This window comes from Comamonas sp. Z3 (assembly GCF_008121565.1).
Lineage (GTDB): Bacteria > Pseudomonadota > Gammaproteobacteria > Burkholderiales > Burkholderiaceae_C > Comamonas > Comamonas brasiliensis.
Map to the genome: position 1 here is coordinate 292,819 of NZ_VOQU01000001.1, position 15,144 is coordinate 307,962.

At 60.5% G+C, this 15,144-nt stretch carries 10 protein-coding genes and 14 tRNA genes; all 24 read left to right on the forward strand.

Annotation, left to right across the window (positions count from 1 at the left end; all coding sequences use genetic code 11):
- The first annotated feature begins 29 nt into the window (after positions 1-29).
- The 24 genes from FSY59_RS01395 to FSY59_RS01510 all read left to right on the forward strand — a co-directional run bounded on the left by FSY59_RS01395 (position 30) and on the right by FSY59_RS01510 (position 15,085).
- Positions 30-980: an SPOR domain-containing protein gene (locus tag FSY59_RS01395; protein ID WP_148728335.1), complete on the forward strand. Its 951-nt coding sequence runs from the start codon at positions 30-32 to the stop codon at positions 978-980.
- A gap of 28 nt (positions 981-1,008) precedes the next feature.
- The gene (locus FSY59_RS01400; protein ID WP_003057187.1) at positions 1,009-1,506 is read left to right on the forward strand and encodes a CvpA family protein; all 498 of its coding nucleotides are present in this window, start codon (positions 1,009-1,011) and stop codon (positions 1,504-1,506) included.
- A 196-nt stretch (positions 1,507-1,702) separates the two neighbouring features.
- Positions 1,703-3,211 (forward strand): amidophosphoribosyltransferase, encoded by a 1,509-nt coding sequence (purF, locus tag FSY59_RS01405; protein WP_003057182.1) that lies wholly within the window; start codon positions 1,703-1,705, stop codon positions 3,209-3,211.
- Between the two features lie 298 nt (positions 3,212-3,509).
- Entirely contained in the window at positions 3,510-4,721 is a 1,212-nt protein-coding gene (locus FSY59_RS01410) for an O-succinylhomoserine sulfhydrylase (protein ID WP_029158613.1), read from the forward strand.
- A gap of 150 nt (positions 4,722-4,871) precedes the next feature.
- Positions 4,872-6,278, forward strand: coding sequence for a glutamate--tRNA ligase (gene gltX / locus FSY59_RS01415; RefSeq protein ID WP_003057178.1), 1,407 nt, complete (start codon positions 4,872-4,874; stop codon positions 6,276-6,278).
- Between the two features lie 67 nt (positions 6,279-6,345).
- A tRNA-Ala gene (locus FSY59_RS01420) sits at positions 6,346-6,421 on the forward strand.
- Positions 6,422-6,467: 46 nt separating this feature from the next.
- Positions 6,468-6,543 (forward strand) — tRNA-Glu (locus tag FSY59_RS01425).
- Positions 6,544-6,591: 48 nt separating this feature from the next.
- A tRNA-Asp gene (locus FSY59_RS01430) sits at positions 6,592-6,668 on the forward strand.
- Between the two features lie 86 nt (positions 6,669-6,754).
- Positions 6,755-6,830 (forward strand) — tRNA-Glu (locus FSY59_RS01435).
- A 48-nt stretch (positions 6,831-6,878) separates the two neighbouring features.
- Positions 6,879-6,955 (forward strand) — tRNA-Asp (locus FSY59_RS01440).
- Positions 6,956-6,963: 8 nt separating this feature from the next.
- A tRNA-Ala gene (locus tag FSY59_RS01445) sits at positions 6,964-7,039 on the forward strand.
- A gap of 46 nt (positions 7,040-7,085) precedes the next feature.
- Positions 7,086-7,161: transfer RNA gene (locus tag FSY59_RS01450), tRNA-Glu, on the forward strand.
- Positions 7,162-7,209: 48 nt separating this feature from the next.
- Positions 7,210-7,286: transfer RNA gene (locus FSY59_RS01455), tRNA-Asp, on the forward strand.
- Positions 7,287-7,294: 8 nt separating this feature from the next.
- Positions 7,295-7,370, forward strand: a tRNA-Ala gene (locus FSY59_RS01460).
- 46 nt (positions 7,371-7,416) lie between these two features.
- Positions 7,417-7,492, forward strand: a tRNA-Glu gene (locus FSY59_RS01465).
- Positions 7,493-7,540: 48 nt separating this feature from the next.
- Positions 7,541-7,617, forward strand: a tRNA-Asp gene (locus FSY59_RS01470).
- Between the two features lie 277 nt (positions 7,618-7,894).
- Positions 7,895-8,293: a hypothetical protein gene (locus tag FSY59_RS01475; RefSeq protein WP_148728336.1), complete on the forward strand. Its 399-nt coding sequence runs from the start codon at positions 7,895-7,897 to the stop codon at positions 8,291-8,293.
- Positions 8,294-8,623: 330 nt separating this feature from the next.
- Complete coding sequence (locus tag FSY59_RS01480; RefSeq protein WP_043376249.1) at positions 8,624-9,910, forward strand: TolC family protein; 1,287 nt, start codon at positions 8,624-8,626, stop codon at positions 9,908-9,910.
- Positions 9,911-9,956: 46 nt separating this feature from the next.
- On the forward strand, positions 9,957-11,165 hold the full coding sequence (locus tag FSY59_RS01485; RefSeq protein ID WP_003057172.1) for an efflux RND transporter periplasmic adaptor subunit: 1,209 nt from the start codon (positions 9,957-9,959) through the stop codon (positions 11,163-11,165).
- A 4-nt stretch (positions 11,166-11,169) separates the two neighbouring features.
- Entirely contained in the window at positions 11,170-14,259 is a 3,090-nt protein-coding gene (locus tag FSY59_RS01490) for an efflux RND transporter permease subunit (RefSeq protein ID WP_148728337.1), read from the forward strand.
- A gap of 20 nt (positions 14,260-14,279) precedes the next feature.
- The gene (locus tag FSY59_RS01495) at positions 14,280-14,615 is read left to right on the forward strand and encodes a P-II family nitrogen regulator (RefSeq protein ID WP_003057166.1); all 336 of its coding nucleotides are present in this window, start codon (positions 14,280-14,282) and stop codon (positions 14,613-14,615) included.
- A gap of 147 nt (positions 14,616-14,762) precedes the next feature.
- Positions 14,763-14,838: transfer RNA gene (locus tag FSY59_RS01500), tRNA-Ala, on the forward strand.
- Between the two features lie 46 nt (positions 14,839-14,884).
- Positions 14,885-14,960 (forward strand) — tRNA-Glu (locus FSY59_RS01505).
- 48 nt (positions 14,961-15,008) lie between these two features.
- Positions 15,009-15,085, forward strand: a tRNA-Asp gene (locus tag FSY59_RS01510).
- Positions 15,086-15,144 lie beyond the last annotated feature (59 nt).

The following is a 15,144-nucleotide window of genomic DNA, read 5'->3' on the forward strand; positions in this document are numbered from 1 at the left end:
GGGTGGCAGGCCTCAACAAGTCCTCACTCATGGCATTTTTCAATTTCCGTTGGCCTGGCAAAAAAGACGAAGCCGAGTCCGTGGCCGGAGCCAAGCGCCCCAGTCGCCTGGCCCAGGGCGAAAGCGTGGAAGCCATGCGGCGCCGCGCACGCCATCGCCTCATCGGGGCGGCCGTGCTGGTGCTGATCGGTGTGGTGGGCTTCCCGCTGTTGTTCGATACGCAGCCACGTCCCATCCCGGTCAATATCCCGATTGAAATTCCCGATCAGGCCAATTCGGCCCCCGAGGTCGTGCCTGACACCCAGGTGGCGAGCCAGACGGCCTCACCGTCAGGGCGTGTTGCTGCCAATGCTTCCCTGGATGACGGCGAAGAAGTGCTTGCGCCCTCGGCCAAGCCTGCCACCCCTGCGGCTGCCGCCATTGCGCCGGCTGCTCCTGTGGTGGGGGCTGCTGTGACAGCGGCAGCCGTTGGCACTGCCGCTGTGGTGGCATCTCAGGTCAGGCCCGAGCCCAAACCAGAAGTCAAACCTCAGCCCAAGCCCGAGGTAAAGCCTGAGCGCAAGCCGGAGCCCAAGCCCGAAAAGCCCAAGGCCGAGGTCAAGCCAGAGGTCAAACCCGAGATCAAGAAGCCGGAAGCCAAACCCGAGCCCAAGCACAAGCCTGAAGCACCCAAGGTGGACGAGGCCGCCCGTGCCCGTGCACTGCTGGAGGGGCGCAGTACCTCGGAAGCTGCTGCGGCCAAGGAGGCTGCAGCGACCAACGAGCGCTTTATCGTTCAGATCGGCGCCTTCGCTGAAGTCGGCAAGGCCAACGAAATCAAGGGCAAGCTGGGGGCCGGAGCCTTTACCCAGACCGTGGATACCAAGGACGGCAAGCGCACACGAGTTCGCATGGGGCCTTTCAAGAGCCGCGAGGAAGCCGAGAAGGCTGCGGCCAGGGCCAAGTCCCTGGGCTTGCCCGCATCGGTGTTCAAGGCTTGAGCCCGGTTCTTCGGCAACGGTTTGATTGATGAGCACGCTGGACTGGATGTTTGTGGCCGTTGTGCTGGCCTCCTTGTTGCTAGGAGCCTGGCGCGGCCTGGTCTACGAAGTCCTGTCTCTGCTGGGCTGGGTGGTGGGCTTTGTGGTCGCACGCAGTTGGGCGCAAGAGGTGGCGGTATGGCTGCCGCTGGACGGCTGGGACATGCAGCTGCGCTATGCGGCAGGCTTTGTGCTGCTGCTGGTGGGATCCATGTTCGCCTGGGGAGTGATCTCCTGGCTGTCCAAGCAGTTGATTGAAGCCGTGGGGCTGAGGCCTGTGGATCGCACCCTGGGCGCATTGTTCGGCGTCCTGCGCGGGGGGCTGCTGCTGCTGGTGCTGGCACTGGTGATCCAGTACACGCCGCTGCACAAGGCCTTGTGGTGGCAGGACTCGGCTCTGGCGCCCTGGCTGAGCGAGGTGCTGGGCTGGGCGTTGCCGGCACTGCCGCAGGAGTGGGGGCAGTATCTGCCTAAGGCTTCCTCTTGAAGCGAAGTTTTTTGCCGCAATTTACCTCAGGGTGGAAAGTGGCTAAGGCGCTTGCTGTAAAACGCAGTGGGTGCCGACGAGAGTTTGGTGTTGGCGTGATCCGCCATGCCGGATATCAAAGCGCAGGCTAGCCAATGGGTGGCGAAGCAGGCGAGTGTGGCGAAGGGCGACTTTCGCGAACAGATGGAACGCAACTATGTGTGGAATCGTTGGTGTGGTGAGCACCACACCCGTGAATCAGCTGATTTATGACGCTTTGCTGCTGCTGCAGCACCGTGGGCAGGATGCAGCCGGCATCGTGACCCAGCAGGAACGCAAGTTCTTCATGCACAAGGCCAAGGGCATGGTGAAGGATGTGTTCCGCACCCGCAATATGCGGGCTCTGCCCGGTGATGTGGGTCTGGGTCAGGTGCGTTATCCCACGGCAGGCAATGCCTCCAGCGAGGAAGAGGCTCAGCCCTTCTACGTGAATGCGCCCTTCGGTATCGTCATGGTGCACAACGGCAATCTCACCAATGCCAAGCAACTGCGCCGCGAACTGGCGGATACCGATCACCGCCACACCAATACCGAAAGCGACTCCGAAGTCCTGCTCAACGTGCTGGCACACGAGATCGGGCGCGCCTCCAGCGGCGCGCCGCTGCAGAGCGAGGAAATCTTCAAGGCCGTGCGTGCGGTGCACAAGCGCATCAAGGGCTCCTACGCCGTGATCGCGCTGATCGCCGGTTACGGCCTGCTGGCCTTCCGCGATCCCTTCGGCATTCGTCCGCTGTGCATGGGGCGCGGCAATGATGGCACCATCATGCTGGCCAGCGAGTCCGTGGCACTGGAAGGTACAACCCATCAGTTCGAGCGCGACATCGCTCCCGGCGAAGCGATCTTTGTGCACAACGACGGCCGTATCGAAAGCCAGCAATGCGCTGAAAAGACCCAGCTCAATCCCTGCGTGTTCGAGTATGTGTATCTGGCACGTCCCGACTCCACCATGGACGGCATCTCGGTCTATCAGGCTCGCCTGAACATGGGTGAGACGCTGGCCAAGCGCGTGATCTCCATGGTGCCTCCCAATGAAATCGATGCGGTGATTCCCATCCCCGAATCGAGCCGCCCCAGCGCCATGCAACTGGCCCAGCTGCTGGGCAAGCCCTATCGCGAAGGGTTTGTGAAGAACCGCTATGTGGGTCGCACCTTCATCATGCCCGGCCAGGGCGCACGCAAGAAGTCGGTGCGCCAGAAGCTCAACGCCATCAGCAGCGAGTTCAAGGGCCGCAATGTGCTGCTGGTCGATGACTCCATCGTGCGCGGCACCACCTCCAAGGAAATCGTGCAGATGGCGCGCGATGCAGGTGCCAACAAGGTGTATCTGGCCTCGGCTGCGCCTCCTGTGCGTCACCCCAACGTGTATGGCATCGACATGCCCACGCGCTCCGAGCTGGTGGCTCACGGCCGTACGGTCGAGGAAATTCGCCAGGTCATCGGCTGCGATGCCCTGATCTATCAGGACGTGGAAGCGATGAAGCAGGCCGTGGGCAAGATCAATGCCCAGGTGAGCGGTTTCGAGGCATCGTGTTTCGACGGCATCTACATCACCGGCGATATCTCCGATGAGGAGGTGACGGCGCTCAACGAGGGCCGCAACCGCGGCAGCGAAGAGGAGAGCGAAGACACTTCGCGCCTTTCCCTGCCCAATGCTCAGGAAAGCTGAGCGTTAAAGCGCAGCGAATGACCGAGTCGGAAAGGGTTGCTTAGGCAACCCTTTTCATTCGGGAGGACAATGGCAGAGCCGCGCGGTCAGTGTGCTCTTTAATAGTGAGCTCACGACGTATGTCCATAAAGCGTTTGAGTCTGATTTGACTCGGATTTTTTGGAATGTGAGCAAGGCATATTCAAAGACCGGCACGGCGAGTGCCGCCGGTCAAGCTGGTAGAGCAGCATGCGTGCGGGCCTGATTGGCGGTCTGCAGCGGACTCATGACCGGTACCAACCATCTGGATTTGACGATTGTGACCAACAAGACATTACCCGAAGGTTTGCATCCTGAAACTCTGGCCGTGCGCGAAGCGGTCGAGCGCAGCCAGTGGGGCGAACATTGCGAAGCCCTGTACATGACCAGCAGCTTTGTGCAGCCCGATGCGGCGACCGCAGCGCGCCGCTTTGCCAATGAAGAGCCGGGCTTCACCTATAGCCGCACCGGCAACCCCACGGTCACCAGCTTTGAGAAGCGTCTGGCGGCCATGGAGGGTACGGAATGTGCGGTCGCGACTTCCACCGGTATGTCGGCCATCTTGCTGGTGGCGCTGACGGCGCTCAAGACAGGCGATCACGTGATCTGCTCGCAGTCCATGTTCGGCTCCACCATCAAGCTGCTGGGAACCGAGATGGCACGCTTCGGCGTGGAAACCACGTTTGTCTCGCAGACCGATATCGAAGCCTGGAAGGCGGCCATCAAGCCCAATACGCGCATGCTGTTTGCCGAGACGCCCACCAACCCTTTGACCGATCTCTGCGACATCGCTGCGCTGGCCGAGCTGGCACACGCCAACAACGCGCTGCTGGCCGTGGACAACAGCTTCGCCACTCCCGTGCTGCAGCAGCCCGTGAAGTTCGGCGCCGACCTCGTCGTGCATTCGGGCACCAAGTTCCTCGACGGCCAGGGCCGTGTCATGGCTGGTGCAGTTTGCGGCACCATTGCGCTGGTGGACAAGGTCATGGGCACTTTCTTGCGCAGCGGTGGTCTGAACATCGCTCCCTACAACGCCTGGACGGTGATGAAGGGCCTGGAAACCCTGGCTTTGCGTGTCAAGGCGCAAAGCGCTGCGGCGCTGGAGTTTGCCGCCTGGCTGGAAGCCCATCCCAAGGTGGCGCATGTCTACTACCCGGGCCTCAAGAGCCATCCTCAGCACGAGCTGGCCATGCGCCAGCAAAACGGCATGGGCGGTGCCGTGCTGGCGTTCGACGTGGTGGGCGAGGGTGCCGAGCAGCTGCGTGCCAATGCCTTCCATGTGGTGGACAGCACGCGTCTGTGCTCGATTACGGCCAACCTCGGTGATGTGAAGACCACCATCACCCATCCCGCCAGCACCTCGCATGGTCGTCTGACCGAGGACCAGCGTCAGGCTGCCGGCGTGGGTCAGGGCCTGATTCGTATTTCCGTGGGCCTTGAGCATCTGGAAGACCTCAAGGTCGACCTGGCTCGTGGACTGGATACGCTGTGAAACACCCCCTGAGTCGCTTCGCGCCTTGTCCCTCAAGGGGGGCGATGCCTGCGCTGCGAGGCGGCTCTTGCTCGGCATCTCCGACCGAGACTGCGCGCGCATCAAGCGCCACAGCCTTGGCGCAGGGAATGCCGTACAAGGATTTCTGATATGACAAACAAAATTCGCACCCGCTTTGCTCCTTCGCCCACGGGCTTCATCCATCTGGGCAATATTCGTTCCGCTCTCTATCCCTGGGCTTTTGCGCGCGCCAATGGCGGCGACTTCGTGCTGCGCATCGAAGACACCGATCTGGAACGTTCCACCCAGGCTTCCGTGGACGTGATCCTGGAAGGCATGGAATGGCTGCAACTGGACCACGACGAAGGTCCGTTCTATCAGATGCAGCGCATGGACCGCTACAAGCAAGTGCTCGCCACGCTGCAGGAAAAGGGCTATGTCTACCCCTGCTATATGAGCATGCAGGAGTTGGACGCATTGCGTGAAAAGCAGATGGCCGCCAAGGAAAAGCCCCGCTATGACGGTACCTGGCGCCCCGAGGAGGGCAAGGTCCTGCCCGCGATTCCCGAAGGCGTGAAGCCCGTGCTGCGCTTCAAGACTCCGCAGACCGGCGTGGTGGGCTGGGACGACAAGTGCAAGGGCCGTATCGAGTTTCAGAACTCCGAGCTGGACGATCTGGTGATTGCCCGTCCCGACGGCACGCCCACGTACAACTTCTGCGTCTGCGTGGATGACATGGACATGAACATCACCCATGTCATCCGTGGCGACGACCATGTGAACAACACGCCGCGCCAGATCCACATCTTTGAGGCGCTGGGCGCCACCGTGCCGACCTTTGCCCATCTGCCTACCGTGCTCAATGAGCAAGGCGAGAAGATGAGCAAGCGCAACGGCGCCAAGGCCGTGACCCAGTACCGCGATGAGGGCTATCTGCCCGATGCCATGGTCAACTATCTGGCGCGTCTGGGCTGGAGCCACGGTGACGACGAAATCTTCAGCCGTGCCCAGTTCCTGGAGTGGTTCAACCTGGACCACCTGGGCCGCAGCGCCGGTCAGTTTGACGAAGCCAAGCTGCGCTGGGTCAATGCCCAGCATCTGAAGGCCATGGACGACGCCGAGCTGGCCCAACTGGTCAAGCCCTTTGTCGTCAAGGCGGGTGTGGCCGAGAGCCTGATCGATGCCGATGACCGTCTGGTGCGCATTGCTGCCTTGTTCAAGGATCGTTGCGAGACCCTGGTGGATCTGGCCAACTGGGCCAAGGTCTTCTATGTGGACAGCGTGGAGCGCAATGCGGAAGACTACGCCAAGCATGTGACCGAGGCGGCCAACCCCGTGCTGGATGCATTTGCGGCCGTGGTGGAAAACGTGGAATGGACCAAGGAAGCCATTGCGGCAGCGATCAAGGAGTTGCTCAAGGCGCAGGGTGTGAAGATGCCTGTGCTGGCCATGCCCGTACGTGTTCTGACCGTGGGCACAGCCCATACGCCCTCGGTCGATGCAGTGCTGGAATTGCTTGGACGTGAAAAAGTTATCGCGCGTTTGAAAAATCGCTAAAAACCTGTCTATAATTCGAGTCTCTGCAAAACGCGACTGATTAAAAGGTTGTCTTGCAGAGAGTTTTGGGGGTATAGCTCAGCTGGGAGAGCGCTTGCATGGCATGCAAGAGGTCATCGGTTCGATCCCGTTTACCTCCACCAAAATTTAATGACGGCGAGTCGCAAGACTCGAATCGTTCTAGGAATTGACCCTATCGTCTAGAGGCCTAGGACATCACCCTTTCACGGTGAGTACCGGGGTTCGAATCCCCGTAGGGTCGCCAAGTTTGAAGCGCTTGCAGCTACATGCTATGTAGCAAAGCTTCCTGCCAGGAGTGGTAGTTCAGTTGGTTAGAATACCGGCCTGTCACGCCGGGGGTCGCGGGTTCGAGTCCCGTCCACTCCGCCAGTTTGGCTAGTCGCTTGATTAAAAAAGCGCCTTTATTTTCAGAAGGCGCTTTTTTAATCGGTGCGAAAGCAAAGATTCTAGGTTATGACCCTATCGTCTAGAGGCCTAGGACATCACCCTTTCACGGTGAGTACCGGGGTTCGAATCCCCGTAGGGTCGCCAAGTTTGAAGCGCTTGCAGCTATATAATATGTAGCAAAGCTTCCTGCCAGGAGTGGTAGTTCAGTTGGTTAGAATACCGGCCTGTCACGCCGGGGGTCGCGGGTTCGAGTCCCGTCCACTCCGCCACAGTTTTTGGGGGTATAGCTCAGCTGGGAGAGCGCTTGCATGGCATGCAAGAGGTCATCGGTTCGATCCCGTTTACCTCCACCAAAATTTAATGACGGCGAGTCGCAAGACTCGAATCGTTCTAGGAATTGACCCTATCGTCTAGAGGCCTAGGACATCACCCTTTCACGGTGAGTACCGGGGTTCGAATCCCCGTAGGGTCGCCAAGTTTGAAGCGCTTGCAGCTACATGCTATGTAGCAAAGCTTCCTGCCAGGAGTGGTAGTTCAGTTGGTTAGAATACCGGCCTGTCACGCCGGGGGTCGCGGGTTCGAGTCCCGTCCACTCCGCCACAGTTTTTGGGGGTATAGCTCAGCTGGGAGAGCGCTTGCATGGCATGCAAGAGGTCATCGGTTCGATCCCGTTTACCTCCACCAAAATTTAATGACGGCGAGTCGCAAGACTCGAATCGTTCTAGGAATTGACCCTATCGTCTAGAGGCCTAGGACATCACCCTTTCACGGTGAGTACCGGGGTTCGAATCCCCGTAGGGTCGCCAAGTTTGAAGCGCTTGCAGCTACATGATATGTAGCAAAGCTTCCTGCCAGGAGTGGTAGTTCAGTTGGTTAGAATACCGGCCTGTCACGCCGGGGGTCGCGGGTTCGAGTCCCGTCCACTCCGCCAGATTCAAAAAGCCGCAATCAAGCAATTGATTGCGGCTTTTTTCTTGCCGGTCATGCTCTTGCAAACCTGATTTGCTCCTGACTTTCTAGCAAGATACCCTTGCCATGCAAGTGCTATGGCGATACGCTATCGTTCACCCTTACAGATGTTGACAAAAGTTTTTCATGTGGGAACTTTTGTTGCCGATCAGTACACCATCTTGTCACCATCGGGTCTGTTTCCCGGTGACTGTCCCTTCCCTTCATCGTTGTTCGTTTAACCACCGCTTTTCCTATCCATGCGCCCGGCGTCTTCCTTTCTGCTGTCGCTGCTGATGTTTGCCTCCATCATCGGAGTGCAGCTCATCGCCATGTGGCCCGCGGGTTCGCAAGATGTGGTGGCCATGGCTTATGTGCTCGACGCAGAGCCGCATGAGTACGGTGTCGATGTGCTGCAGGAGTTCGAGGACGATGTGGAAGACGATACGGTGGAGTTCTCTATTCACCGTCCACATCGCACTGCCGAGCTCAATCCTGCGCAGGACGATCGAAATGAACTGTTTGGCCCTCCCGAAGCGGTAGCTGTGGGTGTGGCCGATGTCCGGGTGCCTCCTCAGGAGCATGTGGTGCACCCTACCTTTCCCTGGCCGGAAAGCATGCTGCGTCCGCCCAATATGAGCCTGCCGCTGGCAGGCTAGCTCCAGCGCACCTGACGACATCCACGTCGCTTTGCTTGCGCCGGGCTTGACTTTCCCGATACCTGCTGTCCCTTGTTTCAGAGCCTGCTGGCCTGGAATGTGCTTGTCTGCAGAACATGGCTCTGAGACAGGTCTGGGGCGGCTTCACCTGCTCAGGTGTAACTGATCCTGCATTGCATGCGGCGGCTGCCGCATGTGCATGACGGGGTTTCGACCCTTTCCTCACTTTATCTGCCCTCAAGAAGGCAGCTGTGTTCTATGTTCAATAGATCGAGAGTGCCGGCTTCTTTCCCGGCCAAGGCCAGCAAGAATTCTTCTGGCCCTGCACCGTTGCGCAGCCTCAAGCGCTCGGCCGTTTTCGGCATATGTCTCGCTGCAGCTCTGGCTGCGCATGCTCAGAATGCCAGCAGTGCACCACAAACCAGCGGCACGATTTCCGATCAGGTGCAGCCCAAGCTGACCCTGACGCAACTGGTGCAGACCGTGCTGGACAACAACCCTGAACTGCGCTCCGTTCAGCAGTCGAGCGTCACCGCTCAGGCGGCGGTGGTCAGCGCCGGTGCTCTGCCCAATCCCAAGCTGGAGTGGAGTCGCGGCGACAACAAGGCGCGCCTGGCATCGGCCACGCCTGGCAATGTGCAGACCATGGCGATTTCGGTTCCCATCGAAATGCCTTCGGTGCGCGCTGCGCGCATAGAAGCCGCTGAAGCCGGGCAGCGGGCATCGGTGCACCAGATTGCCGCATCGCGCAATGCCCTGATTGCCCAGGTCAAGCTCAAGGCCTATGAGGTGGTGCTGCGGCAGGCGCAGGCACAGGCTGCCTATGACGCCGTCAAGCTGCTGGAGCAGGCCCATGAGCGGGTACGCGTGCGTGTTTCCAGTGGCGAGGCAGCGCGCTACGAAATCATCAAGGCCGATGCCGAGCTGATCAACGCGCGCCAGCAGGAGCAATCTGCCCGCTTGCTGGCCGAGCAATCCCAGCTCACGCTCAATCGCCTGGCCGCAGGCCAGTTGCCCAGCCGCTTTGACCTGGCCCTGTCTTTGCAGGACCCGGTGGCCCAGGCTCAGTTGAAGAACATCAACTGGCAGTCCCATCCGGAACTGCTGCAGCTGCAGTCCGAGGTGGACAAGGCCGAAGCGCAGAAGAGCGGTGCCAAGGCCAGCCGCTGGCCGGGTCTCGAGCTGCGTTACGCACAGACGCGCGAGCCCGATATTCGCAACAACACCGTCGGCGTGAGCATGCAGATTCCTCTGTTCGACCAGCGTCGCGGCCCGATTGAGGAAGCCGCTTCGGAAGCCGAACGTGCGCGGCTGCGCATGGAAGGCCGCAGGGCCGAGCTGGAGCAGCAGATGCTGCAGGCCTGGAAGGTCATGGAGATGGCGCAGGTGCGCATCAAGGCCTTGAGCGAAGGGGCGGTGCGCGAGGCTGAATCGGCCCTGCGTGTGGCCGAAGCCGCTTACCGCTATGGCGAGCGAGGCATTCTCGATGTGCTCGATGCCCAGCGCGTGCTGCGCACGGTGCGTGCCGATCTGCTGGAAGCCCGTTATCAGCTGCAATCGGCCCGGATCGAGCTGGACTTCCTGGCCGGTCGCTATGCCGAGCCTTCCTCGCTTTGAGCTTTCAAAGTCAAGACCACGTTTTCGCATTTTTTGAATTCGCTTTATGTCTTCTCATCATCATTCCAGGACTGCGCGTCCTGCCTCTCTGGTTCTGGCACTGGCGCTGGCCGGGCTGACAACATTGACCCTGACCGGCTGCGGCAAGGACGAGCAGGCGACTGCTGCGGTTGCTGCTGCAGATACCAAGGCTGAGCTGGACCCCATGGAGGTGGTTGTCTCGGCCGAAATGGCGACCAACTTCAAGACCGCAGCGGTAGCGCAGGCCGAGGTCGCATCGGTGCAGGAAATTGCCGGTCGCATCGAAGCCAACGAGCGCAGGGTCACCCGCATCGGTGCGGCCGTGACAGGCCGTGTGACCGAGGTGCTGGCCGAAACCGGCGATCGCGTCAAAACAGGCCAGACCCTGGCGCGCGTCGCCAGCCCCGAGCTGACCACGGCTCAGCTGGCCTATATGCGTGCCAGCGCCACAGCGACTCTGGCCGAGCGCTCCGTAGAGCGGGCGCGTCAGCTGATTGCTGCCGACGTGATTGGCTCTGCAGAACTGCTGCGCCGCGAATCCGAAGTGCAGATTGCCCGCGCAGAGTTGCGGGCGGCAGGCGATCAGCTCAAGCTGATGGGCTTGTCCGCCGATGCGCTGAGCAGTTTGCGCGCCAAGGGCAATGTCGCACCGAATGCCGCCATCACGGCTTCTGCCGCCGGTATCGTGATCGAGCGCCAGGTCAGCCAGGGTCAGGTGGCACAGCCTGGAGATCCTCTGTTCACCGTGGCGGATCTATCCAACGTCTGGGTGGTCGGCGCCTTGCCCGAGCAGATTGCACGCAGCGTGCAGACTGGTCAGAACGTGCAGGTCGATGTGCCGGCGCTGGGGCTGACCGTCGAGGAGACGCCCATCTCCGGCAAGATCATCTACGTGGGTGACACCGTGTCGCCCGAAACCCGCACCGTGACCATCCGTACTCAGGTGGACAACAAGGATCTGGCGCTCAAGCCCCAGATGCTGGCCACCATGAAGATTCAGGGGGCCATGGAGAAGACTCTGGCGATCCCAGCACTGGCAGTGGTCCGCGAGAACGACAGGGACCATGTCTACGTCAAGAAGGCCGAAAACCACTACCGCCTGACTCCGGTGGAGCTGGGTGCGACCAGCGCTGGTCTGCGGCCTGTGATCAAGGGGCTGGGTGAGGGCACGCAGATCGTGGTCGAAGGTGCATTCCACCTGAACAACGAGCGCAAGCGCGCAGAACTGGAGTAAGCCCATGATTGCCTCCATGATTCGTGCCGCGCTATCGCAGCGGCTGGTGGTGGTCGTGCTGGCGCTGGTGATGTGTGGATTCGGCCTGCGTGCTGCCATGAATCTGTCGGTGGATGCCTTCCCCGATGTGACCAATGTGCAGGTTCAGGTGGCCACCGAAGCTCCCGGCCGCTCGCCCGAGGAAATCGAGCGTTTTGTGACCGTGCCTCTGGAAATTGCCATGACGGGCTTGCCCGGCCTGGCCGAGATGCGCTCGCTCAACAAGAGTGGCCTGTCCATCATCACGCTGGTGTTCACCGAAGCGACCGATGTGTACTTTGCCCGCCAGCTGGTGACAGAGCGCCTGATCGAAGTCACGCCGCGCATGCCTGAAGGCATCGTGCCGGTGCTGGGGCCGGTATCCACGGGCCTGGGCGAGGTCTACCAGTACACGCTTGATCATCCCGATGATGGCGAGCGCGAGCTGACCCAGGCGGAGCTGACGGAGCGCCGCACCATCCAGGACTGGGTGGCGCGGCCCTTGCTGCGCTCCATTCCCGGTGTGGCTGAAATCAACTCCCAGGGCGGCTATGTCAAGCAGTACCAGGTGCTGGTCGATCCTGCTCGTCTGCGTCATTACAACCTGAGCGTGCGCCAGGTGGTGCAGGCCGTGGCGGACAACAATGCCAATGCCAGCGGCGGCATTCTGCCCCAGGTGACCGAGCAGTATCTGATCCGCGGCGTGGGCATGATCCGCTCCCTGGATGACATCGGCAACATCGTGCTCAAGGAGCAGGGTGGCGTGCCGGTCTATGTGCGCGATGTGGCCAAGGTGCAGATCGATGCCGAGGTCCGCCAGGGCGCCATCATCAAGGGCGGCTATACCGAAAGCGTCTCCGGCATCGTGCTGATGATGCGCGGAGGCAATGCCAAGGAGGTAGTGACCCGCGTGAAGGAGCGCGTGGCGGAGATCAACTCCAAGGGTATGCTGCCTGGCGGTCTGCAGATCGTTCCCTACTACGACCGTACCGATCTGGTCGATTCCGCCCTCTGGACCGTGGGCAAGGTGCTGATCGAAGGCATCTTCCTGGTGGTGGTGGTGCTGTTCATTTTCCTCGGTGATGTGCGCTCCAGCCTGATCGTGGTCGCGACGCTGGTCATCACGCCGCTGACGACCTTCATACTGATGAACAGATACGGCATTTCTGCCAACCTGATGTCCTTGGGAGGGCTGGCCATTGCCATCGGCCTGATGGTGGATGCCACCGTGGTGGTGGTGGAAAACGTGTTCCACAAACTGGGGCAGGCTGGCGACTCGCGTGGCGAACGCATTCGCACCGTGCTGTCTGCCACCGTGGAAGTGGCCACGCCCACCATCTTCGGCATTGCCATCATCATTCTGGTGTTCCTGCCGCTGATGACGCTGCAAGGCATTGAAGGCAAGATGTTCGGTCCGCTGGCGCTGACCATCGCCATGGCTCTGGCCATCTCGCTGGCGGTTTCGCTGTTCCTGTCTCCTGTGCTGTGCTCCTACTTCCTCAAGGGCGGCGCAGACCACGACACCAAGCTGATCGCCTTCCTCAAGCGCCACTATCTGCGTCTGCTCGACGGCGCGACTGCGCGCAATCGCCTGACTCTGGCTGTGGCCGTGGCTCTGCTGATCGGCTCGCTGGGACTGTTCCCGTTCCTGGGCAAGTCCTTTATGCCGACCATGAAGGAAGGGGCGCTGACGCCGCAGATCAACCGCGTGCCCAGCATTTCCCTGGATGAATCCATCCGCATGGAAATGGCTGCCATGAAGGAAGTGGCGCAGGTGCCAGGCGTGAAGTCCGTGGTGTCCAAGCTCGGTCGGGGCGAATCGCCTGCCGATCCTGCAGGCCCCAACGAGTCCGACCCCATCGTGCTGCTGGACCCCGAGTCCGAGCGCAGCCAGGACGAGATCGACGAAGACATCCGTCAGCGTCTGTCCAAGATTCCCGGGGTGCAGATTGTGCTGTCACAGCCCATCTCCGAGCGTGTGGACGAAATGGTGACGGGCGTGCGCTCGCAACTGGCCGTCAAGGTGTTTGGTGATGAGCTGGAAGACCTCAAGGAAGTCTCCGAGCAGGTGGCGCGTATTCTGAAGAGCGTCTCCGGCAGCACCGACATCCGTGTCGAGCGACTCTCGGGACAGCAAGCCCTGACGGTGGACGTCGATCGCAAGGCGATCGCCCGCCACGGTCTGAACGTGGCCGATGTTCAAAGCCTGCTGGAGTCCGCCATCGGCGGCAAGGATGTCACGACCTTGTATGAGGGCGAGCGTCGCTACTCGGTGGTGGTGCGCTTCCCCGAGTCCTATCGCGGCTCGTCCGAGGCCATCGGAGCAACGTTGCTGACCACGGCTACCGGCGCGCAAGTGCCGCTGAGCAGTCTGGCCAGGATCGAACTGGTGGATGGACCGGCACAGATCAGCCGCGAAGGCGGCAAGCGTCGTGTGGTGGTGGGGGCCAATGTGGAGGGGCGCGACCTGGCGGGCTTTGTGGCCGAGGTCGAGCAGCGCCTGGCGAAGGAGGTCAAGCTGCCCGATGGCTATTACTTCAAGTTCGGCGGTCAGTTCGAGAACATGGAGCGCGCCATGGGCACGCTGCAGGTGATCGTTCCGCTGACCATCGTCGCCATCTTCTTCCTGCTGTTCCTGCTGTTCAACTCCATCAAGCTGGCAAGCCTGATCATTCTGGTTCTGCCCTTCGCTTCGATTGGCGGGCTGATCGGTCTGTTCGTCACGGGGGAGTATGTCAGCGTGCCGGCTTCCGTAGGCTTTATTGCCCTGTGGGGTATCGCCGTGCTCAATGGTGTGGTGCTGGTCTCTAGCATTCGCCATCTGCGACAGGAGGGAATGGAAGTGGCCGAGGCCGTGCGTGAAGGCTGTACCCAGCGTTTCCGTCCGGTGATGATGACTGCCACCGTGGCCTTGCTGGGTCTGGTGCCGTTCCTGTTCGCAACCGGTCCGGGCTCCGAGGTTCAGCGTCCGCTGGCCATTGTGGTGATCGGTGGTCTGATCACATCGACCCTGCTGACCCTGGTGGTGCTGCCCACGCTGTACCGCTGGTTTGACGAGAAGCCGACCGAGGCTTGATTTGAGAAAGGAGTGATCCGATGACGATGAAAGAAATCCGCGCCATCGTGCGTCCCAGCCGGTTGGAGCGCCTGCGTACCGAGTTGCGTGCGATTCCGAACTTTCCCGGCGTGACAATCTTCAAGGCCGAAGGTTTTACGGCCCCTGCTGCCGTGGACAAGCGCACGGTCAAGGATGAGCTGACCGATTTTTCGGACAAGCTCATGGTTTGCGTGATCGTGGAGGAGTCCATGGTGGCGGTGATTCGCGAAGCCATCGTCGCTGCCTGCCGCACCGGCCAGATTGGCGATGGTCTGGTCTGGACGGTGGATATCGGCGAAATGCATCGCATCCGCGATGGTGGTGCAGTGAGCTGATAGTGCCCGTTGGCTGACAAGAAGGGATGCACTGTGCATCCCTTTTTTCATGCTTTCGACAAATTGTTGGTGGTTTGGAAAAAGCAGCGAAAACCCTGTGCTACAATTTTTGCATTGCAGCAGAGAAACACTGTTTCATTGCTTCAAGGGGGTATAGCTCAGCTGGGAGAGCGCTTGCATGGCATGCAAGAGGTCATCGGTTCGATCCCGTTTACCTCCACCAAAATTTAATGACGGCGAGTCGCAAGACTCGAATCGTTCTAGGAATTGACCCTATCGTCTAGAGGCCTAGGACATCACCCTTTCACGGTGAGTACCGGGGTTCGAATCCCCGTAGGGTCGCCAAGTTTGAAGCGCTTGCAGCTACATGATATGTAGCAAAGCTTCCTGCCAGGAGTGGTAGTTCAGTTGGTTAGAATACCGGCCTGTCACGCCGGGGGTCGCGGGTTCGAGTCCCGTCCACTCCGCCAGATTCAAAAAGCCGCAATCAAGCAATTGATTGCGGCTTTTTCTTTGTCCGGAACTCAAA